The sequence below is a fragment of the Microbispora hainanensis genome (genome assembly GCF_036186745.1).
In the GTDB taxonomy this organism is placed as follows: Bacteria; Actinomycetota; Actinomycetes; order Streptosporangiales; family Streptosporangiaceae; genus Microbispora.
The window spans coordinates 5278745-5299775 of record NZ_CP108086.1; the positions used below are offsets into that span (position 1 = coordinate 5278745).

20 protein-coding genes and 1 tRNA gene are annotated in these 21031 nt (G+C 70.7%); 7 read left to right on the forward strand and 14 right to left on the reverse strand.

The annotated features are described in order from the left end of the window. Positions 1 to 12: 12 nt before the first annotated feature. The 4 genes from OHB01_RS24635 to OHB01_RS24650 all read left to right on the forward strand — a co-directional run bounded on the left by OHB01_RS24635 (position 13) and on the right by OHB01_RS24650 (position 4675). Positions 13 to 1806 carry an ABC transporter ATP-binding protein gene (locus OHB01_RS24635; RefSeq protein WP_328854028.1) on the forward strand — a complete coding sequence of 598 codons (1794 nt, stop codon included), beginning with the start codon at positions 13 to 15 and terminating at the stop codon, positions 1804 to 1806. Next, complete coding sequence (locus OHB01_RS24640) at positions 1803 to 3647, forward strand: ABC transporter ATP-binding protein (protein WP_142645090.1); 1845 nt, start codon at positions 1803 to 1805, stop codon at positions 3645 to 3647. Before OHB01_RS24635 ends, OHB01_RS24640 begins: the two co-directional genes overlap by 4 nt. A gap of 126 nt (positions 3648 to 3773) precedes the next feature. Further along, positions 3774 to 4055 carry a hypothetical protein gene (locus OHB01_RS24645; RefSeq protein ID WP_142645091.1) on the forward strand — a complete coding sequence of 94 codons (282 nt, stop codon included), beginning with the start codon at positions 3774 to 3776 and terminating at the stop codon, positions 4053 to 4055. An 11-nt stretch (positions 4056 to 4066) separates the two neighbouring features. Next, positions 4067 to 4675 carry an NAD(P)-dependent oxidoreductase gene (locus OHB01_RS24650; protein ID WP_187280510.1) on the forward strand — a complete coding sequence of 203 codons (609 nt, stop codon included), beginning with the start codon at positions 4067 to 4069 and terminating at the stop codon, positions 4673 to 4675. A gap of 16 nt (positions 4676 to 4691) precedes the next feature. On the opposite strand, the gene OHB01_RS24655 is transcribed toward OHB01_RS24650, so the two are convergent. From OHB01_RS24655 to OHB01_RS24685, 7 genes are all read right to left on the reverse strand, one after another. Continuing rightward, on the reverse strand, positions 4692 to 5126 hold the full coding sequence (locus OHB01_RS24655) for an acyl-CoA thioesterase (protein ID WP_168065553.1): 435 nt from the start codon (positions 5124 to 5126) through the stop codon (positions 4692 to 4694). Then, positions 5123 to 6268, reverse strand: coding sequence for an acyl-CoA dehydrogenase family protein (locus OHB01_RS24660; RefSeq protein WP_147942162.1), 1146 nt, complete (start codon positions 6266 to 6268; stop codon positions 5123 to 5125). Before OHB01_RS24660 ends, OHB01_RS24655 begins: the two co-directional genes overlap by 4 nt. A 75-nt stretch (positions 6269 to 6343) precedes the next feature. Beyond that, positions 6344 to 7618 carry an ABC transporter substrate-binding protein gene (locus OHB01_RS24665; RefSeq protein ID WP_142645094.1) on the reverse strand — a complete coding sequence of 425 codons (1275 nt, stop codon included), beginning with the start codon at positions 7616 to 7618 and terminating at the stop codon, positions 6344 to 6346. Then, on the reverse strand, positions 7579 to 8607 hold the full coding sequence (locus tag OHB01_RS24670; protein WP_142645235.1) for a branched-chain amino acid ABC transporter permease: 1029 nt from the start codon (positions 8605 to 8607) through the stop codon (positions 7579 to 7581). Before OHB01_RS24670 ends, OHB01_RS24665 begins: the two co-directional genes overlap by 40 nt. 250 nt (positions 8608 to 8857) lie before the next feature. Continuing rightward, positions 8858 to 9748, reverse strand: coding sequence for a branched-chain amino acid ABC transporter permease (locus OHB01_RS24675; protein WP_142645095.1), 891 nt, complete (start codon positions 9746 to 9748; stop codon positions 8858 to 8860). Further along, positions 9748 to 10644 carry an ABC transporter ATP-binding protein gene (locus tag OHB01_RS24680; protein ID WP_240970791.1) on the reverse strand — a complete coding sequence of 299 codons (897 nt, stop codon included), beginning with the start codon at positions 10642 to 10644 and terminating at the stop codon, positions 9748 to 9750. The genes OHB01_RS24675 and OHB01_RS24680 overlap by 1 nt, the downstream gene beginning before the upstream one ends. Continuing rightward, on the reverse strand, positions 10632 to 11588 hold the full coding sequence (locus OHB01_RS24685; protein ID WP_142645096.1) for an ABC transporter ATP-binding protein: 957 nt from the start codon (positions 11586 to 11588) through the stop codon (positions 10632 to 10634). Before OHB01_RS24685 ends, OHB01_RS24680 begins: the two co-directional genes overlap by 13 nt. A gap of 187 nt (positions 11589 to 11775) precedes the next feature. Here OHB01_RS24685 and OHB01_RS24690 point away from each other — a divergent pair, with 187 nt between their 5' ends. Further along, positions 11776 to 12954, forward strand: a complete 1179-nt coding sequence (locus OHB01_RS24690; protein ID WP_142645097.1) for a PucR family transcriptional regulator — start codon at positions 11776 to 11778, stop codon at positions 12952 to 12954. Between the two features lie 77 nt (positions 12955 to 13031). On the opposite strand, the gene OHB01_RS24695 is transcribed toward OHB01_RS24690, so the two are convergent. Continuing rightward, positions 13032 to 13117 (reverse strand) — tRNA-Leu (locus tag OHB01_RS24695). 112 nt (positions 13118 to 13229) lie between these two features. Between OHB01_RS24695 and OHB01_RS24700 the strand changes: the two genes are divergently transcribed. Together OHB01_RS24700 and OHB01_RS24705 are read left to right on the forward strand one after the other, a co-directional pair. Further along, complete coding sequence (locus OHB01_RS24700; RefSeq protein WP_260617025.1) at positions 13230 to 13826, forward strand: ANTAR domain-containing response regulator; 597 nt, start codon at positions 13230 to 13232, stop codon at positions 13824 to 13826. 206 nt (positions 13827 to 14032) lie between these two features. Further along, positions 14033 to 15334 (forward strand): ABC transporter substrate-binding protein, encoded by a 1302-nt coding sequence (locus tag OHB01_RS24705; protein ID WP_142645098.1) that lies wholly within the window; start codon positions 14033 to 14035, stop codon positions 15332 to 15334. Between the two features lie 112 nt (positions 15335 to 15446). On the opposite strand, the gene OHB01_RS24710 is transcribed toward OHB01_RS24705, so the two are convergent. The 6 genes from OHB01_RS24710 to OHB01_RS24735 all read right to left on the reverse strand — a co-directional run bounded on the left by OHB01_RS24710 (position 15447) and on the right by OHB01_RS24735 (position 20965). Continuing rightward, positions 15447 to 15923, reverse strand: coding sequence for a hypothetical protein (locus OHB01_RS24710; protein ID WP_142645099.1), 477 nt, complete (start codon positions 15921 to 15923; stop codon positions 15447 to 15449). A gap of 102 nt (positions 15924 to 16025) precedes the next feature. Continuing rightward, a complete protein-coding gene (locus tag OHB01_RS24715; protein WP_147942159.1) occupies positions 16026 to 16904 on the reverse strand; it encodes an ABC transporter ATP-binding protein in 879 nt (292 codons plus the stop codon). Next, positions 16901 to 17830, reverse strand: coding sequence for an ABC transporter ATP-binding protein (locus OHB01_RS24720; protein WP_142645101.1), 930 nt, complete (start codon positions 17828 to 17830; stop codon positions 16901 to 16903). The genes OHB01_RS24715 and OHB01_RS24720 overlap by 4 nt, the downstream gene beginning before the upstream one ends. Further along, positions 17820 to 18809 carry a branched-chain amino acid ABC transporter permease gene (locus tag OHB01_RS24725; protein ID WP_142645102.1) on the reverse strand — a complete coding sequence of 330 codons (990 nt, stop codon included), beginning with the start codon at positions 18807 to 18809 and terminating at the stop codon, positions 17820 to 17822. Before OHB01_RS24725 ends, OHB01_RS24720 begins: the two co-directional genes overlap by 11 nt. A 13-nt stretch (positions 18810 to 18822) precedes the next feature. Beyond that, entirely contained in the window at positions 18823 to 19989 is a 1167-nt protein-coding gene (locus tag OHB01_RS24730) for a branched-chain amino acid ABC transporter permease (protein ID WP_168065555.1), read from the reverse strand. Positions 19990 to 20584: 595 nt separating this feature from the next. Further along, the gene (locus tag OHB01_RS24735; protein ID WP_142645238.1) at positions 20585 to 20965 is read right to left on the reverse strand and encodes a PaaI family thioesterase; all 381 of its coding nucleotides are present in this window, start codon (positions 20963 to 20965) and stop codon (positions 20585 to 20587) included. Positions 20966 to 21031: the final 66 nt, after the last annotated feature.

Genomic DNA, 21031 nt, shown 5'->3' on the forward strand with positions numbered 1-21031 from the left:
CTGCGCCCGTTGATGGACTCCCCCCAGGACCCCGGGCCCGGCGCGAGCGGCGGCACTGGTCACAGACCATGGCACTCGCTGTGGCGACTGCGGTCCTACCTGCGCCCGTACGTGCGCAGCCTGGTGGTGAGCTGGGTAGCCGCGCTGCTCGGGATCGCCGCGGGCACGGTGATCCCGCTGGTGAGCAAGGAGATCATCGACGGCCCGGTGGCCCACGGGGACCTCGGCGGGCTGGTCCCGCTCGGGTTGCTGGCCGTCGGCCTCGGCGTCGCCGAGGCCGTTCTCACGTTCGTACGCCGCTGGTCGCAGGCCGGTCCGGTCCTCGGCCTGGAGACCGCGATCCGCGACGACCTCTACCGGCATCTCCAGCGGCTGCCGATGAGCTTCCACGACGGATGGCAGTCGGGGCAACTGCTGTCGAGGGCGACGACGGACCTGTCGACGATCCGCAGGTTCCTCGGCTTCGGCATGCTGTTCCTGATCATGAACATCCTGCAGCTCACCGCGGTCACCGTGGTGCTGCTGCGGATGCACTGGCCGCTCGGCCTGCTCGTCGCCGTCTCCGCCGTCCCGATCGTGGCCCTGTCACTGCGTTTCGAGCGGCGCTACAGGGTCGTCTCCCGGCAGGTGCAGGACCAGCAGGGCGACCTCGCCACGCTGGTCGAGGAGTCGGCCGTGGGCATCCGCACGGTCAAGGCGTTCGGGCGGCGCGAGCACGTGTTCGGGACCTTCGCCGCCGCCGCCCGCGAGATCCGCCGCACCTCGCTGGCGAAGGTGCGGCTGGCCTCCCGGTTCTTCACCTTCCTCGAAGTCGTGCCGAACGTCACGCTCGCCCTCGTCCTCCTGCTCGGCGCGATCGCGGTCGGCGCCGGCGCGCTGACGCTCGGCACCCTGGTCGCGTTCACCACACTGGTGCTCCAGCTCGTGTGGCCGGTCGCCTCGCTCGGCTACATCCTCACGATGGGCCAGGAGGCCATGACCTCCGCCGACCGGGTGATCGAGGTGCTCGACACGGTGCCCGCGATCAGCGGCGGCCCGGCCGTCATCGAGCGTCCGCGCGGCCACGTGCGCTTCGAAGGCGTAGGGTTCCGCTTCCCCGGCGCCGACCGGCCGGTGCTGCGCGACGTGTGGCTGGAGGTGCGGCCGGGGGAGACCGTCGCCCTCGTCGGGGCCACCGGGTCGGGCAAGACGACGCTCACCGCGCTCGTGCCCCGCCTGCTCGACGTCACCGAGGGCCGTGTCACCGTGGACGGGCACGACGTGCGCGACCTGTCGCTGACCTCACTGCGCTCGGTGGTCGCCACCGCGTTCGAGGAGCCGACGCTGTTCTCCATGAGCGTCCGCGAGAACGTGACGCTAGGCCACGGGCACGCCACCGAGGACGAGATCCGGCAGGCCCTGGAGATCGCGCAGGCGACGTTCGCGTACGACCTGCCGTGGGGGCTCGACACCCGCATCGGCGAGCAGGGGATGTCGCTGTCGGGCGGTCAGCGGCAGCGGCTCGCGCTGGCCAGGGCCGTCCTCGGCAGGCCGCGGGTGCTCGTCCTCGACGACACCCTGTCGGCGCTCGACGTGGAGACCGAGGCGCTGGTCGAGGAGGCGCTGCGGCGGGTGCTCGCCGAGGCGACCGGCATCGTCGTGGCCCACCGCGCCTCGACCGTGCTGCTCGCCGACCGGGTCGCGCTGCTGCGCGACGGCACCGTCACCCACGTCGGCCGCCACGGCGACCTGCTGTCGGTCGTGCCGGAATATCGCGAACTGCTCGCCCAGGACGCCGACCTCGACCCCGAGGGATCGATGCGATGACCCAGCGGCCCGCCGACGACGCGACGGAGACAGACACGTGGCGTGGGGTCGCCGCGGAGGAGCGGGACGAGATCTCCGAGCGGGTCTCCCTGCTGCTGCGCACCCGGTCGCGCCGCCTGCTCGGCGACCTGCTGCGCCCGCACCGCAGGGCGATCGCCGTGCTCACGGCGGTCATCGTGGTGTCCAACGCCGCCGGGCTGGCCCTGCCGTACCTCGTGAAGGCGGGCATCGACGACGGGATCCCGCCCATGCTGCGCGGACAGGGCGCGGGCACGCTGCTCGCGATCGTCGGCGCGCTGCTGGGCGCCACGTTCACCCAGGCGCTCACCCGGCAGGCGTTCCTGCAGATGTCGGGCCGGATCGGCCAGGACATCCTGCTGGAGCTGCGCCGCCGGGTCTTCGACCACTTCCAGCGCCTGTCGCTGTCGTTCCACGAGAAGTACACCTCGGGGCGGGTCATCTCCCGGCTCACCTCCGACGTGGACGCGATCGCGGAGCTGCTCGATTCCGGGTTCGACGGCCTGGTCACGGCCGTGCTCACGCTGTGCGGCACCGCGGTCATGCTGCTCGTGCTCGACGTGCGCCTCGGCCTGGTGGCGTTGCTGCCGCTGCCGGTCCTGCTGCTGTTCACCCGGTGGTTCCGCCGCGAGTCGAGCGTCGCCTATCGCCGTACGCGGGAGGCGGTGGCGCTGGTGATCGTGCACTTCGTGGAGTCGATGACCGGGATCAGGGCGGTGCAGGCGTTCCGGAGGGAGCCGCGCAACCAGGAGATCTTCGCGCGGCTCAACGCGGACTACCGCGCCGCCAACACGCGCGGCATGCGCCTGGTCGCGGTGTTCATGCCCGGCATCAAGCTGATCGGCAACATCACCATCGCCGCAGTCCTGCTGTACGGCGGCCTGCTGGCGCTGCACGGCACGGTCACGGTGGGCGTGCTCGCGGCGTTCCTGCTCTATCTGCGCCAGTTCTACGAGCCGATGCAGGAGATCTCGCAGTTCTACAACGCGCTGCAGTCGGCCGGGGCGGCGCTGGAGAAGCTGTCGGGCGTGCTGGAGGAGCGGCCCTCGGTGGCACCGCCCCGCCGCCCGGTGCCGCTGCCGCGCGCCGCGGGGGCGTTGCGGTTCGAGGCCGTCCGGTTCGCCTATCCCGGCGGCCCGCCGGTGCTTCCACTGCTCGACCTGGAGATCCCCGCCGGGCAGACCGTGGCCGTCGTCGGCACCACGGGCGCGGGCAAGACCACGCTGGCCAAGCTCATCGCCCGGTTCCACGACCCGGTCGCCGGGCGGGTGCTGCTCGACGGCGTGGACCTGCGCGACCTGGACGAGGACACCCTGCGCCGCCACGTTGTGATGGTCACCCAGGAGAACTACCTGTTCAGCGGGACGGTCGCCGACAACGTGCGGTTCGGGCGGCCCGGCGCGCCGGATTCGGAGATCGAGCGGGCCGCCGAGGCCATCGGCGCCCACACGTTCGTCTCCATGCTGCCGGACGGCTACCAGACGCAGGTCGGCAAGCGCGGCGGGCGCATGTCGGCCGGGCAGCGGCAGCTCGTGGCGTTCGCCCGGGCGTTCCTCGCCGACCCCGCCGTGCTGATCCTCGATGAGGCCACCTCCAGCCTCGACGTGCCCAGCGAGCGTCTCGTCCAGCGGGCGCTGCGGACGATCCTCGCCGACCGCACCGCGCTGATCATCGCCCACCGCCTGTCGACCGTGGAGATCGCCGACCGGGTGCTCGTCATGGAGCACGGCCGGATCGTGGAAGACGGCCCGCCGGACCGCCTGATCGCCGGAGCGGGCCGGTTCGCCCGCCTCCACCGCGCCTGGCTCGACAGCCTCGCCTGAGGCCCGCCACCGCGGGCTACTCCCGGCGGCTTAGCCCGTCCGGCCGGGCTGATCCCGGTGGGGTAGCGGCGGATGACTCCACGGGCAGGACGCCGCCGCGCTCCGGCCGGACGAGTATTGGCGGTCATGGAAACCCCACAGAGGTATGTCCACGGGGTGGCGTTGCTGGCCACCGGCCTGCTCGCGGGCGCGTTCGCGTACGGCGCGGCCAACGAGATCCCCACGTTCGGAGCCGTTCCGCTGGACGTGCGCCTGACCTTCCAATGGGCCGCGGGCCCGGTGCCGGCCGGCTACGCCGAGATCTTCCGGCGCTGGGAGCTGTTCCACGACCTGCGCACCCTGACCACGCTGGCCGCCTTCGTCCTGATCGTCGCCGTGGCCGTCGTCAACCGGCCCGCCAACCGCTGAGGAGAACGTCCGTGAACCTCACTCTCATCGGCTCCACCGGCCACACCGGCCGATACGTCCTGGCCGAGGCGCTGCGCCGCGGCCACCGGGTCACCGCCTTCACCCGCAACGCCGCCGCCCTGGAAGCGCGACCGCACGCTGTCGTCGAGGGCGACGGCCGCGACCTGGAGAAGATGCGCACGGCCGTGGCGGACGCGGACGCGGTGATCTCCATCATCAACGGCGGCGACAGCCGCGACCCGCACCGTGCGGCCGAGGCCACCCGCACCGTCATGCGGGCGATGGCCGAGGCCGGGGTCCGGCGGCTGATCGTCACCACCCCCTATCCGATCGTCGCCCGCAGGCCGTTCCTGGTCCTGTGGCTGCTGCGCCGCCTGCTGGCCACCCAGTACGCCGACGCCCGCGACCTGGAGCGGGCCGTGAGCGCCGGCGACCTGGACTGGACCATCGTCAGGCTGACCCGGCTCACCGACCGGCCCGCCACCGGGGCGGTCGTGATCCGCCGCGAGCTGCTGGGCATGCCGCACGCCCTGACCAGGGCGGACGTGGCGGCCACCCTGCTGGACATCGCGCAGGAGGGTCACCTGAGCCGGGTGGCGGTCAACGTCAACGGGCGCTGAGCCCGCCACCCGTAAGTCACGCGTGGGGAAGGAGCAGGCGTTCCATGGCGGGGCGCAGGGGCGGGCCGATCTCCACGGGACGGCGGGTGCGCCGGCCCACGAAGACGTGCGTGAAGTCGCCCTCGGCGACCAGCGTGTCCCCGGCGACCAGCGCGAGCTCGTAGCGGACGCTGGAGCGGCCGAGGCGCCCGATCCGCAGGCCCACGCTGATCACCTGCGGGAAGGACACGGAGGCGTGGTAGGAGCAGCGCGACTCCACGCACAGCCCGATCGCCGGGCCCTCGTGGATGTCCAGCCCGGCCTCCTCGATCAGCCAGGTGTTGATCACGGTGTCCATGAGCGAGTAGTGCACGACGTTGTTGACGTGCCCGTAGACGTCGTTGTCCTTCCATCGGGTGGGCACGTCACGCCAGTGGGGATAGGCCGTCCGGTCGATCACGGGCTCGTTCACAGTCCGAGGTCCCGGCCGATGATCTCGCGCATGATCTCGTTGGACCCCGCCCAGATCCGGGTCACCCTGGCGTCCGCCCAGGCCCGCGCCACGCGATACTCCTTCATGTAGCCGTAGCCGCCGTAGAGCTGCACGCAGGCGTCGATCACCTGGTTCTGCACCTCGGCGGTCCACATCTTGGCCTTGGCCGCGTCGACCGCCGTCAGCTCCCGGGCGGTGTGGGCGGCCACGCACTGGTCGACGTACGCCCGGGTCACCTCCACCTTCGTCACCAGGTCGGCGAGGGTGAACTTGTTGTACTGGAAGCTGCCGATCGCCTGGCCGAACGCCTTGCGCTCCTTCACGTACGACAGGGTCTCGGCGAGCACGGCGGCGGCGTGGGAGATGTTGGTGACCGCGCTGCCGAGCCGTTCCTGGGGGAGGCGCTCCATCATCGCGATGAACCCCCGGTCCACCTCGCCGATCACGTTGGCGGCCGGCACCCGCACGCCTTCGAAGAACAGCTCGGCCGTGTCGGCCTCAGGCTGGCCGACCTTGTCCAGCTTGCGCCCCCGGTGGAAGCCGGGCATGCCCTCCTCGACCGCGAACAGCGTGATGCCCTTGGCCCGCTTCTCCGGGCTGGTGCGCGCCGCCACCACGACGAGGTCGGCCTGGTAGCCGTTCGTGATGAACGTCTTGGAACCATCGATGATCCAGTCGGAGCCGTCCCTTACGGCGGTCGTGCGCAGCGCCGCCAGGTCCGACCCGCCGCTCGGCTCGGTCATGCCGATCGCGGTGATCAGCTCTCCCGAGCAGAACGGCGGCAGCCAGCGCTTCTTCTGCTCGTCCGTCGTCAGCTCCACCAGGTAGGGCGCGACCACGTCGAAGTGGATGCCGAAACTGGACGCCAGAGCCATGCCCACCCCGGCGAGCTCCTCGATGAGCACGGCGTTGAAGCGGTAGTCGCCGGCCGCCGCGCCGTCGTACTCCTCGGGGACCTCCAGGCCGAGGAACCCCTGCCGGCCGGCCTCCCGCCACACCTCGCGGTCGATCAGCCGGCGCTCGATGAACTCCTCGGCCCGCGGGGCGACGGAGCGGATCACGAACTGCCGGACGGAGTCGCGGAATGCCTCGTGGTCCTCGCCGTAGATGGTGCGTCGCATCGATTCTCCAGACGATTGTTCGGTAGGGGGATGCTAGCGATTGACCTCCGGCGCGGACGCGGCGGCCGTCGCCCGTCAGCCCACCGGCACCGGATAGTCCTTCGCCAGCTCGGAGACCTCCGCCTCCCTGAGGACCACCGCGCCGCCGAGCGCCGCCTTGTCGGGCTTGAGCACGTACGACGACCGGGAGGCGGGCTTGTCGAAGAACGTGAAGTCCATCGGCGTGCCGAAGTCGCCGCCGAAGCCCGACTGCGTGCGGTGCGCGGTCAGGACGCCCTCACGGGTGAGGTCCTTGGCCTCGCACGCCTTCTTCATCGCCTCGTCCACGATCATCGCCGCGCTCCAGCCGGTGGGCACGCCGCTGTCGATGGTTTCGCCGGGATACTTCGCCTGGTAGTCGGCCACCAGCCGCTGCATCGACGGGTTCTGGGCGCTGACCGGCGTCCCCGCCGACACGTAGTAGAAGTCCTTCAGCAGGGCAGGCCCGGCCGGGGTCGGGAGAAGCTGCGGAGAGTAGGCCGAGTTGCTGCCGACGAACGGCACGTCCATGCCCTTGGCCAGGGACACGCCGACCAGCGAGGCCGTCTGCCGGGGCCCCACCGAGACGAGCACGGCCTTGACCCCGGCCGCCTTGAACGCCGCCACCTGGGCGCTCATGTCCTGGTCGGTCGCCTTGATCTTCTGCTCGACGATCTGCAGGCCGAGCTTGTCCGCGGCGTACTTCGAGCCGTTGAGCGAGCTCTCGCCGTAGTCGCCCTCGAAGTAGAGGTGCCCGATCTTGTCACCGGACGTGATCCCCTTCTCCTTCACGAGGAACTCGACGGCGTTGATCATGTCCACGTCGTACGTCGTGCCGGTCACCTGGATGGCCCGGCTGCCGAGCAGCGTGGTCGCCCATGCCATCGGGATCGTGAGCAGCTTGTCGCCGTCGATGCGCTGCTTCAGCGCCGTGATCATCGGGGAGCCGATGAACTGGGGGATCGCCGCCGACTTGGGCGCGACCTCGGTGTAGGCCGCCACGGCCTTCTGCGTGTCGTAGCCGTGGTCGCGGACGATCAGCTCGTACTTGCGGCCGCAGACCCCGCCGGCGGCGTTGACCTGGTCGAAGTACAGCTGCTGTGCCTGCGTCAGGCTCTTGCCGAACGACGCGTACGGACCGGTCAGGTCGGTGAGCGCGCTCACGGTGATCGTGGTGGCCGAGACGCCGGGGCCGGTCTTGACCCCGTCGCCGCCGGCCGCCGCCCCGGCGCCGTCGCCTCCGCCCGTGGCCTTGCCGCTCGCGCACGATGAGACGGCCAGGGACAGCAGGGCTAACGCCGCGACGCCGGCGCGGGTGCCGATTTTGCCCATCTGAGCTCCTTGAGTCGAACGCGGCCGAGCCGCGTGGCGAGCCCGGCCAGACCGCCGGGCAGGAACAGCACCACCGCGACGACGGCGGCGCCGTAGAGGATCCGCGCGGCCTCGGCGGGGGAGACCCCGCCGGAACCCGGCTCGGCCACCAGCGGCAGGGCGTCGCTGTAGCGCGTGAGCAGCTGGGGGAGCAGGGAGACGAACGCGGCCCCGGCGACCGCTCCCGCGACCGATCCCAGGCCGCCGATCACGATCATCGCGAGGTAGTCGAGCGACAGCAGCATGCCGAAGTAGTCCGGCACGACCTGCTGGAAGACCAGGGCGACCAGCACCCCGGCGAGCCCGCCGTACATGGACGACAGGACGAACACGCCCGCGCGGTATCGGGCGACGGGGACGCCCATGACCCCGGCGGCGATCTCGTGGTCTCTGATGGTGTTCATCGCCAGCCCGGGACGGCCGCGCAGCACGCCCCTGGCGAACACGGCCGCGCCCACGAGCAGCGCGATCCCGAGGAACCACAGCCGTTCGAGCGAACCGAACGGCACGTTCAGCACCACCAGCTCCGGAGTGTCGGCGAAGACGAGGCCGAACAGCTCCATCGGCGGCACCGGCCGTCCGTTGAAGCCGCCGGTCACCGGTTCGGCGTTGAACAGGATGTGCTGGCCGACGAAGATCAGGGCGAGCGTGGCGATGCCCAGGTAGGCGCCCTTGAGGCGGCCCGCGATCGGGCTGAACAGGCCGCCGCACAGGCCCGCGACGATCACCGCGGCCACGGCCGCGAGCGGCGTCGGGAGGCCCAGGTCGGTCGACAGGGAGACGTAGGAGTACGCCCCGACCGCGAGGAAGAAGGCGTGTCCCAGGGAGAGCTGCCCGGTCGCCCCGGTCAGCAGGTTGATCCCGATCGCGCCGATCGCCGCGGACATCGCGAACAGCCCCGCCTGCAGCCAGAACCCCTCCAGGTAGAAGGGGACCGCGACGGCCACCATGGCCACCGCGAGCCACAGCACGGACCGGAGGGTCCGTGCCGGGGAACGCAGCACGGACCGGAGGGTCCGTGCCGGGGAACGCAGCACCGACCGGAGGGCGCGTGCGGTGATCCTGGGCGCGGCCGGGCGGGACCGGGACGCGCCGGGTGCGGGCGTCTCTAGTGCGGGCGCTGCTGTCGGGGGCGCTGCTGTCGGGGGCGCTGCCGTCGGGGGCGTGTCGCGTACGGGCGTGGCGGCGTCGGGCGTGGGTTCAGACACGGGCCGGCTCCTTCGTGCCGAACAGCCCGGCGGGCCGCAGCAGCAGGATCACGATCATCACGAGGAACGGCGCGGCGTCGCCGATGCCGCGGCCCAGGAAGGCGAGCTCGCTCTGGTAGCCGCTCATCAGCGTTTCGGTGACGCCCACGATCAGGCCGCCGGCCAGCGCGCCCGTGGTCGAGTCGAGCCCGCCGAGGATGGCCGCGGGGAACGCCTTCATCGCCGCCGCGGCCGTCCCTCTGTCGAGGCCCGGCGTCGGGAACACGCACAGGAACATCGCCGCGACCGCGGCCAGCGCCCCGGCGACGGCCCACGCGCTGAGCGAGACGCGGCCGAGCCGTACGCCCATCAGCGCGGCGGTCTCCGCGTCCTCGGCCGTGGCGCGCATCGCCACGCCCCAGCCGGTGAACTTGAAGGCGAGCAGGAACGCCACGATCAGCGCGGCGGCGACCACGAGGGCCACGACACGGGTCTCGGCGACCGTGACCGGCCCGAAGTGCAGCACCCGGTCGCCCCATGGATCGCCGAGGGCGAGCACCTCGGTGCCGATCTGCCGGGTGAGCTCGGTCGTGAGCAGGATGTCCACGCCGATCGTGACGATGGCCAGCACACCGCGCGAGCCGACGTGCGCCCGCCGCAGGATCAGGAACTCCACCAGCGCGCCGACCACCGCCGCCGCCGCGATCCCGGCCGCCAGCGCCGCCCAGAACCCGATCAGCGGGTGCAGCCGGGCGATCACGTAGCCGCCCGCCAGCAGCAGCGACGCGTGCGTGAAGTTGACCACCTCGGTCGCCTTGAAGATCACCACGAAGCCGAGCGCGATCAGCGCGTACACGGCCCCGACCGAGATCCCGTTGACGAGCAGCTCCAGGAAGACCGCCATCACGCCTCCCCCCGTTCATCGGAGGGGCGGCCGAAGTCGCCGAGATAGGCGCGGACCACCTCGGGGTCGCGCTGGACCTCCTCGGGTGGCCCGTCGGCGATGCGCCTGCCGAAGTCGAGCACGGTCACCGCGTCGGCGATCCGCATGACCATGCCCATGTCGTGCTCGACCAGCAGGATCGAGATGCCGAGGCTCTCGCGCACCGACTCGATGAGGCCGGCCATCTCGCGCCGCTCGCCGCCGTTCATCCCCGCCACCGGCTCGTCCAGCAGGAGCAGCCGCGGCTCCATGCACAGCGCGCGGGCCAGCTCCACCCGCTTCTGCACGCCGTACGGCAGCAGCCCCACGGGGATGGACAGCGCGTCGCCGACGCCCGCGAACTCCGCGATCTCCGCCACCCGCGCGCCGTGCCGTACGGCCTCGTGCCTGGCCGCGGGCAGCCGCAGGCCGGCCGAGACGAAGCCGGCACGGGTCAGGCGGTGCCGCCCGAGCATGAGGTTGTCGCGCACCGTCAGGTGGGGCGACAGGGCGATGTTCTGGAACGTCCGCGCCACGCCCAGCGCGGCCACCTGGTGCGGGCGCAGCGACGTCAGCTCGGCGCCGCCGAAGCGCACGCTGCCCGAGGTGGCGCGGTAGACGCCCGACAGCACGTTGAAGCAGGTGGACTTGCCCGCGCCGTTAGGGCCGATCAGCGCGTGCACGCTGCCGGGGGCCACGGTGAAGCTCACCGCGTCGAGGGCGGTGAGCCCGGCGAAGCGCACCGTCACCTCGCTGACCACGAGCTCCGCCGGGCCGTCGCCGCCGACCGTACCGACCGGTTGGTTTCTCAGGGGTATGCGTCGCCGCCTCGCCGGGTACGCGCGCGGCTCGCCGCGGCGGTGGGTCATGCCGTCCATCTCGCCAGCCTGGTCCTCTCGTGCTTCTCGGTCGCAGAGTCGCGGGCAGAGCCGGTCGCAGAGTCGCGGGCGGAGCCGGTCGCGGAGCCGGTCGCAGAGTCTGGGGCAGGGCCGGGGCCGGTACCGACCGGTCGGTCTGTCTCGGGCGTGCCGACGCCGAGATAGCGGCGGCGCACCTCGTCGCTGGCCGCGAGGTCCGCCGCCGGGCCCGACAGCGCCACCTCGCCGACCTCCAGCACGTACGCCCGCTCGGCCAGCGCGAGCGCCATGGCCGCGTTCTGCTCCACCAGCAGCACCGACGTCCCCTGGGCGTTGATCTGCCGCACGGTGTCGGCGATCCGGGCCGCCATCAGCGGCGCCAGCCCGAGCGTGGGCTCGTCGAGCAGCAGCAGCGACGGCCCGGCCATGAGCGCCCGTCCGATCGCCAGCATCTGCTGCTCGCCGCCCGACAGCAGGCCCGCCCGCTGGTGGGCCCGCTCGGCCAGCACCGGGAAGAGCTCGAACACCCGCTCGCGGCCCTCCGCCGCGCGCCTGCCCGGCACGCCCAGCGCTCCGGCGCGGAGGTTCTCGGCCACCGTCATGCGGGCGAACACCCGTCGCCCCTCCGGCACCTGGACCACGCCGCGCCGTACGACCGCCGCGGCCGGCACCCTGTCGAGCCGGAATCCGCCGAAGGCGACCGTCCCCGACGTGATCGCGCCCCGGTGGAACCGCAGCGTCCCCGACACGGCACGCAGCAGCGTCGTCTTGCCCGCGCCGTTCGCGCCGAGCACCGCGGCCACCGTGCCCACGGGCACGGACAGATGGACGCCGCGCAGGGCGCGCACGGGGCCGTATCGCACATCCAGGCCCCTGATATCGAGGCCACCGGTCTCCTCGGGGTCCGCGATCCGCGGGCCCTCGATCCTCGGGCCGTCGGTCTCCGGGCCCGCCTCACCAGACATCCGCGCCTCCTGTGACTTCGATGAAGGCACACCCAACCCACCGTGGTCGAGGGCCGTCCAGCGCCGGACGTCAAGTCGGGACCCCAGCCCATGCCCGCCCGTCGCGCCCTGTGCTCCAGCACAATCCCGCATCACGAAACGAAAACCGAACCTTGTTCCGGACGCTGTGTGCTGGCACATTCGGGGCATGAGGTCCAGGACGGACGCCGAGGTCCGGGAACTGCTGCGGACCTCCGCCGCAGGCCTGCTGGAACGGCTGCCCGAGCTCGCCGACGAGCTGGTGAAGCGCGGCAGGGAAAGCGACGAGGCCTACCGCATGACGGTCCCCTTCGAGGACCACTGGAAGAGCACCCACGAGGGGCTGCGCGTCGGCATCACCGCGATCCTGCAGCCCCGGCACGAACGGCGCGACGTCGCGTACGCCCAGACGGTCGGGCGCAGGCGGGCCGAGTTCGGGCTGCCGCTCGACTCGCTCATGCGCAGCTACCGCCTGGCCGCGCAGGTCACCTGGAACGGCGTCATCGACATCATCGGCGACCAGGGCCAGGAACGGCTGCCCGCCCTGCTGCGCAGCGCCACCCACGTCTGGCACGCCATCGACCGCCAGGCCGTGGCTGCGGCCGACGCCTACCGCCGCCGGGAGAACGAGCTGCTCGGCCGGACCAACCAGCGTGTCAACGCCATGCTCGACGCCCTCCTGGAGGGCCGCGCCGACCCGGCCGTGGCGGGCGTGGCGGCGGGCGCCCTCGGCCTGCCGGAGCACGGCCGCTATGCGGTCGTCACAACGCGGCTGCCCGCGCAGCCCGACCGCGTGCACCGCCCCGACGAGATCGGCGGGCTGCGGTTCCTGTGGCGCATGCGCCCTGACCTGGAGATGGCGGTGGTGCACCTCGGCGACCGGGAGCTGGACGACCTGGTGGCGGCGATCACGCCGGTCGTCTTCGCGAGCGCCGGCGTCAGCCCGGTGGTGGAGAGCCTCGCCGACCTCGGCACGGCCCGCCGCCTGGCGGAGGTGGCCATGCGCACCTGCTCGGGGACCGGGCCGGAGATCGCGCGGCTGGATCAGCGGCTGCCCGCCGCCCTGGTGGTCTGCCAGCCGGAGCTGGCCGGTCACCTCGCGGGCGGCGTCCTCGGCCCGATCATCGCCTCGTCCGACGGCGGCGTGCTGCTCGCGACGCTGGAGGCGTGGCTGCGCTGCGAGGGGTCGGCCGTCCGGGCGGCGGCCGAACTCTACTGCCACCGCAACACCGTCTTCAACCGCGTGCGCCGCATCGAGCAGCTCACCGGCCGGTCGCTGGCCCGCCCCCTGGACGTCGTCGAGCTGTCCCTCGCCCTCGACGCCGTCCGTCTCCTCCCCGGCACCTGATTTCCCGTATCGGACGTGCCGGTTACACGGGCGCGCGACGATGCCGGACGTGGCCACCGGTTTCCGGCCGTGACTCTTGGTGCCGGAAGCGGGATTCGAACCCGCACGCCCTTTCAGGCGGACGCTTTTGAGGCGTCTATGTCTGCCATTCCATCATTCCGGCGCTTTTATCGGACTATGTCCCGATATGTCCAAGTTTAGAGTGATCGACGGGCAGTCGATCATCTTCCACCTGACGTGGTTCTAATGTAGCGGACGTCGGTAACCTCTTGTGCGTGAGTACGCAGCGGCGAGTGGTGATCGCGGAAGACGAGGCGCTGATCCGCCTCGACCTGAAGGAGATGCTCGAAGAGGACGGTTACGCCGTGGTCGGCGAGGCCGGCGACGGTGAGACGGCGGTGAAACTCGCCGTGGAGCTCCGCCCTGACCTGGTGATCCTCGACGTGAAGATGCCCGTGCTGGACGGGATCTCCGCGGCCGAGCGCATCGTCTCGGAACGCATCGCGCCGTGCCTCATTCTCACCGCGTTCTCGCAGCGCGACCTGGTCGAGCGGGCCAGGGACGCGGGCGCGATGGCCTACCTGGTCAAGCCGTTCACGAAGGGCGACCTGGTTCCGGCCATCGAGATGGCGGTGAGCAGGCACGAGGAGATCGCCGCGCTGGAGAAGGAGGTCTCCACGCTGTCGGAGCGGCTGGAGACCAGGAAGCTCGTGGAGCGGGCCAAGGGCCTGCTCATGGCCCAGCACGGGTGGACGGAGCCGCAGGCCTTCCGGTGGATCCAGAAGGCGTCCATGGACCGGCGGATGAGCATGCGCCAGGTGGCCCAGATCGTGGTCAGCGGGAACGGCGGCGAGGCCCAGCCGCCCGCCTGATCACGCCCTGCGGAGCGCGGTTCGGAAGACTCCTGGTCAGGGGCCGTCCCGCTAAGTTGAGGAGTTATTACGACTCCGCATCCAAGTGCGGACAGTTCTGATGCATCCCTGGTCGGGGCTTGCCGCGGCTATGTACCTTTCAGCCATTCGATCGGGACCAGTCGGCAGCGCTGACGATTCCCGGGCCTGGATGAAGGAGATGCTTCATGATCCGCATTGCCCCCCTCGGGCGGGCGCTGGCCGTCGCCGCGGCCGCCAGCCTCGCGCTGACGGCCTGTGGCGGTGGTGAGGACAGCGCCGCGCCGGCTTCCTCGGCGCCGGCTGCCGAGTCCTCGGCGCCCGCTGCCGCCACCGCCCAGGGCGATGGCGTTCTCACCGTCGGCACGTTGCTGCCGCAGACCGGCTCGCTCGCCTTCCTCGGCCCGCCGGAGTTCGCGGGTGTCGGGCTGGCGGTCAAGGAGATCAACGACGCCGGTGGTGTTCTCGGCAAGCCGGTGACGCAGATCGACACGGACTCGGGCGACACCTCGACCAACATTGCGTCCCAGTCTGTCGACAAGTTGCTGCAGCAGAAGGCCGACGTGGTCATCGGCGCCGCCTCGTCCTCGGTGTCGCTGTCGGTCATCGACAAGATCACCGGTGCGGGCGTCGTCCAGATCTCGCCGGCGAACACCTCGGACCAGTTCACGACCTACAACGACAAGGGTCTGTACTTCCGTACGGCTCCGCCGGACGTGCTGCAGGGCCGTGTCCTCGGCGACCTGATCCTCGCCGACGGCAACGACACGGTCGGCATCCTGGCCCTCCAGGACGCGTACGGCACCGGCCTCGCCGACAACGTGCAGAAGGCGGTCGAGGGCGGCGGCGGCCAGGTCGTGGAGAAGGTCATCTACGACCCGAAGGCGGCCGACTACTCGGCGGACGTCGCCAAGATCAAGGAAGCCAACCCGAAGGCCGTGGCGCTGATCGGCTTCGACGAGACCAAGAAGATCATTCCTGAGCTCGTCAAGCAGGGCCTGACCGCCAAGAAGGTGAAGTACTACTTCGTCGACGGCAACCTGTCCAACTACGGCACGGGCAAGGACGGCTTCCCCAAGGGCACGCTCGACGGCGCCAAGGGCACCCAGCCGGGCGCTCAGGTCTCGGACGACTTCAAGGCCAAGCTGCTGAGCGTCGACCCGAACCTCAAGGACTTCAACTACGGTCCCGAGTCGTATGACGCGACCATCCTGACCGCGCTCGCGGCGGTCGCCGCCAAGAGCGACGCGCCCGCGGACATCGCGGCCCACCTGCAGGAGGTCTCCACCGGCGGCGAGAAGTGCAAGGACTTCAAGTCCTGCAACGACCTGCTGGCGGCGGGCAAGGACATCGACTACGACGGCGCGTCCGGCCCGATCGAGTTCAACGAGGCCGGTGACCCGGCCGAGGCGACGATCGGCATCTACGAGTACGGCCCCGACAACACCAACAAGAACATCGCCTTCAACACCGGCAAGATCGCCGGCTGATCGCGGACACACGAAGGGCCCGCTCCGTCTGGAGCGGGCCCTTTCCGCGTGCCCGGGACCCGCGGGCCGTGAAGGACGGCCGGCCGGTCGCGGGGCGTCTCGCCGTGGCGGCTCAGGAACGGCCGCAGGCGGTGAGGACGGCGGCGGACGCCTTGCGATACCGGCGCAGCAGGTCCGTACGCTCCGAGCCGGCCGTGTCGGCCCGCGACAGGGTCGCGGCGACGCCGTCGATGGCCGAGACGGAGGCCGAGGCGGAGGCCGGCAGGTGGGGGCCGTACATCGCCAGCGTGCCGCGCAGATAGCCGAAGCGGCCGCGTACGTCCCCGTCCCAGTGCTGGGCCTCCTCCTGCCCGGCCGGCAGCAGCGACAGCCCCAGGTAGCCGATGGCGGACACCACGCGGGCGCAGGGGTCGTCGTCGGCCTTCGCGCCGGTGACGTAGACCGCGCCGGTCGTCTTCCCGGACGCGGTCCCCAGGGACGAGACGGAGTCCGGAGAGGCTCCGGGTTCGGAGGACGCCGACTGGCAGGCGGCGAGGCCCACCGCGAGCGCCGAGACGACCAGTGCGGTGCGGAGGGGGATTCGGGTCATACCGAACATTGTTCCCCTGCATGTTGCCGATGTGGTGGAAAAAAGGTCACAGGCGTACGACGAGGGCCCCGGCATCCGCCGGGGCCCTCGTGGCGAGCCGGCTCAGGCCTTGGCGAGCGTGCCCAGGTAGAGCTGGATGACCTTCGGGTCGTTGATCAGGTCGCGGCCGCTGGCCATGTAGGCGTTGCGGCCCTGGTCGAGCACGTAGCCACGGTGGCAGATCTGCAGGCAGCGCCGCGCGTTCTGCTCCACCATGATCACGGTGACACCGGCCTTGTTGATCTGCTGGGCCTGGATGAAGACCAGGTCCTGCAGCTTGGGCGACAGACCCGCGGACGGCTCGTCCAGCAGCAGCACCGACGGCTCGGTCATGAGCGCCCGGCCCATGGCGACCATCTGCCGCTCACCGCCGGACAGCGAGCCGGCCCGCTGCTTGCGGCGCTCCCGGAGGGCGGGGAAGATCTCGCAGACGAACTCGAAGCGCTCCTTGAACTTGCCGGGCACCTGGAAGGCGCCCATCTCCAGGTTCTCCTCGATGGTGAGGCTGGGGAAGACGTTGTTCGTCTGCGGGACGTAGCCGACCCCGCGGGCCACCAGCGAGTGGGCCTTGAGGCTGGTGATGTCCTCGCCGTTCAGGGTGACCGTGCCGCTGCGCACTGGCACGAGCCCGAAGAGGGTCTTCAGCAGGGTCGACTTGCCGGCGCCGTTCGGGCCGATGATGCCGATCAGCTCGCCCTTCTTCACGTACAGGTCGGCGCCGTTGAGGATGTTGACGCCGGGGATGTAGCCGGCGTACAGCTCGTCGGCCCGCAGCAGCGCGTTCTCGGCTCCGGCGAGGTGGTCGGAGCGGTCGACGACGGCCGCACGCGAGACGGCCGCGTCGTCCTCCTCCGCGGCCGTGACCGGCGTGGGCTCGCCGGCCTCGCCCGCCGCGGCGTCGCGGTCCGGCTCCGCGGGGTTTTCCGGAGTGGGGGCGGTCATGCCTTCTCCTCGATCTCGGACTCCAGCTCGGCCTCGGCCTCCTGCAGCTGCTCCTCGAACTCCTCGGCGGACATCGGCGCGTCGTGGTGGGCGCCCAGGTAGGCGTCGACCACGCGCGGGTCCGACATGATGGTGTCCGGCGGCCCCTCCGCGATCACCGCGCCCTGGGCCATCACGATCACCCAGTCGCTGATGTCGCGCACCATGTCCATGTCGTGCTCCACGAAGAGCACGGTCATGCCCTCCTCACGGAGGTCCTTCACGTGCCCGAGGAGCGACTGGGTCAGGGCCGGGTTCACGCCCGCCATGGGCTCGTCGAGCATCACCAGCTCGGGGCCGACCATCAGGGCCCGGGCCATCTCCAGCAGCTTGCGCTGGCCGCCCGACAGCGAGCCGGCGAAGTCGTCGCGCTTGGCGGCGAGCTTGAAGCGCTCGAGCAGTTCCTCGGCGCGCTCGGTGATCTCGTCCTCCTGGCGGCGCCAGCTGCCCGGGATCAGCGCGCGGAAGAAGTTCTCGCCGAGCTGGTTCTGCGCGCCGAGCCGCATGTTCTCCATCACGGTGAGCTTCGACAGGGCCTTGGTGAGCTGGAACGTGCGGACCATGCCCGCACGGGCCACCCGGTGGGCGGGCATGCCCTTGAGCTGCTTGCCGTTGAAGGTCCAGGACCCCTCGTCGGCGCTGTCGAAGCCGGTGAGCTGGTTGAAGAACGTGGTCTTGCCCGCGCCGTTCGGCCCGATCAGCGCGGTGATCGACCCGCGCTGGACCTCGACGTGGTCGACGTCGACGGCGGTGAGTCCGCCGAACCGGCGTACGACCTTGTCGACGACGAGGATGGGGTCGGGCTTGGGCACGCCGGGCTCGCGGTCGAGGCCCGCGAAGGCGGCCACCGCCGCCGCTTTCCTGCTCTGGGTGGTGTCAGCGTGCATCGAGCGCGATCTCCCTCTTGTCACCGAAGATGCCCTGTGGCCGGAAGATGAGCAGGAGCATCAGGCCGAGGCCGACCAGCATGAAGCGGACCGCGCCGATGTTGTTCACGGTGAACAACGAGGGCAGCAGCCCGGCGCTCACGGCCTCGCTGAGGGTGTTGCCGACGAAGACCAGCAGCACCCAGAAGATCGCGGCGCCGACGACGGGGCTGAAGACGCGGGCCGCGCCGCCGAGGATCACGATCGTGTACGCGTAGAAGGTGAACTCCGTGCTGAACAGGTCGGGCTGCACCGACGCCTGGCCGAGCGCGAACAGGAAGCCGCCGAAGCAGCCGATCACGCCGCCGAGCACGAGCGCCTGCATCTTGTAGGAGAAGACGTTCTTGCCGAGGCTGCGCACGGCGTCCTCGTCCTCGCGGATGGCCTTGAGCACGCGGCCCCACGGGCTCTTCATGAGCAGGTAGACCAGCCCGCAGGCGATCGCGATGAGCACCCAGCCGACGGTCAGCACCCACGTCACCCGCTCGTTGAAGCTGATCGGGCCGATGCCGTACGTGCCGGGGGAGTAGGGGTTCATCGCGAAGAAGTCGCCGGAGAAGTTCTGCCGGCCGTCCGAGCCGCCGAAGACGCTGCTGAACTGGACCGATCTGAAGACGAGCCGGACGATCTCGGCCGCCGCGATGGTGACGATGGCGAGATAGTCGGCGCGCAGCCGCAGGGTGGGGATGCCCAGCAGGAAGGCCAGCACGATGGTGGCCGCCAGGCCGATCAGGATGCCGAGCCAGAACGGCAGGTGGAAGGTGGCCACGGTGACGGCCATGCCGTACGCGGCGACGCCGAGGAAGGCCGCCTGGCCGAAGTTGAGCAGCCCGGCGTAGCCGAACTGGATGTTGACGCCGATCGCGGCGAGCGCGTAGACGACGGTCTCCAGGCCGATCGAGGCCTTGACCGTGGTGACGAAAATGGTGTTCCAGTCCACGTGTGGTCTCCGATCAGCCGATGCGCTCGCGCCGGCCGAGAATGCCCTGCGGCCGGAAGAGCATGACGAGGATGAGCACCAGCAGCGCGCCGACGGTCTTCAGCTCGGTCGGCACCACGACGGTGGACAGCTGGATGAACAGACCGACGACGATGGAGCCGACGAGGGCGCCGAAGGCGGTGCCGAGGCCGCCGAGGGTGACTCCCGCGAAGACGAGCAGCAGGATCTGGAAGCCCATCTGGTAGCTGACGTTCTGCGACAGGCCGAGCATCACGCCCGCGAGCGACGCGATGGCGCCGCCGACGGTCCAGATGATCCGGATGACGCCGTCGACGTTGATGCCGGAGGAGGCCGCCAGCGCGGGGTTGTCGGCGACGGCCCTGGCCGCCTTGCCGATGCGGGTCTTGAGGAGCGCGAGCCCGACGATCACGAGCACCGCGAGCTCGATGCCCATCGCGATGAAGTTCTTCGGCGCGGCGGAGATCGGGCCCACCTGGATGCCCGGCTGGGCGTTGTAGTCCGCGTACGGAGCGCCCTCGCCGCCGAAGAAGAACAGGAAGACGTAGCGGAGGAACAGTGCCAGGCCGATCGAGATGATCATCATCGCGACCAGGCTGCTGCCGCGCTTGCGCAGCACTCCCCAGAAGAACCGGTCCTGGGTGTATCCGAAGGCTCCGCCGATCACCACGGAGATCACCGCGGCCAGGACGAGCGGGATTCCCAGGACGACGTTGAAGAAGTAGGCGCACATCGCGCCGAACGTGAGCAACTCGCCGTGGGCGAAGTTGGTGAGCCCGGTGGTGCCGAACACCAGGGACAGGCCCATGGCCGCCAGGGCGATGATGAGCCCGAGGTTGAAGCCCTCGAAGGTGAGCTGCGCGACCCGGTCCCAGAAGGAGGAGGCGCCCGACGAGGACTCCGCGGCGGCCTCGCCCGGCTGGCCCGCGGGGGCGAGGGCGAACAGGACGTTGCGCTCGCTTCCCTCATAGACCTGGACGTTCAGGGTGGCCCGGTCCTTGAACTTCAGCGCGACCCCCTGCGGGAGGGTCGACTCGTCGAGTGTGACCTTATATGTGCCCGCCTGGGGGACCGGCACCTCCCACTTGCCGTCCGCACCTGTGGTGGCGTCTCCGACGGGTTTGCCGTCTTCGCCTGCCACGCTGATCTTCACGCCGTTCACCGGCTGGCCTTGGTTTTGGAGTGTGCCCTTCAACGCCTCCCCGTCCGCCCAGGCGGGGGAGGAGAGGAGAAATACGAGTCCACCCAGGAAGGCCGTGAACGCGATCACGGCTCTGCGCAATGGTGCTCCCTCTGGTTCAGGTCTTGGCGGGGTCGTGCCCCCACTGCGGACGCGCAACATCGTCCAGGTTGCTGCGATGTTGTGGCCGGAGCATAAGCCTGAGACGCCCGTTTCCGGGTTGTTCGTCACCAATTGGTGACCATGGTGTGTCACTGACGTGAGAAAGGCTTCGCAGGTCAGGGCATGTAAGGAGTCAACTGGAGGATCACTGCTGTAGGAGTCGGGGGATCGGCGCCGGAGAAAAGCATGAGCCCGTGAGAAGGACCTTTGGGACCGTACACAGCTTCCCCGGCTCCGCACGTTGTCTACTCGGTCTTCTCACGGGCTCTGGAGCCACAACGGTAGCGACCGGAGCGACCCCCGTGCAAAGAGAGTCGCAAGCCGTTCCGTTATGAGGCCCAATGCGTCGTAAGGGTTTTTCGTGGTTCTTGCCCGGCCGGCCCGCGGGCGGGCGTGCCCCGCGAGCCCGGCGGCCTCAGGAGGCGTCCTTGAGCATGCAGGTCAGACGGGCCGTGCACACCGCCCGGCCCTCGTCGTCGGTGATCTCGATGACGTACGTCGCGAGCGTGCGCCCGCCGTGCACACGGGTGGCCACGGCGGTGACGTGTCCCGAGGTGGCGGAGCGGTGGTGGGTGGCGTTGATCTCGATGCCGACGGCGATCCTGCCCGGGCCCGCGTGCAGGGCGGCGCCGGTCGAGCCGAGGGTCTCGGCAAGCACACAGGACGCGCCGCCGTGCAGCAGCCCGTACGGCTGCGTGTTGCCCTTGACGGGCATCCGGCCGACCACCCGCTCGGCGCTGGCCTCCAGGATCTCGAGCCCCATCCGCCGGTGCAGGTGGTCCCCGGGCGCGTTCATGAACGCCACGAACTCCTCGGGATTCGTCAAGGTCAAGGGGACGCCTCCTGTGGGAAGAGCACGGGT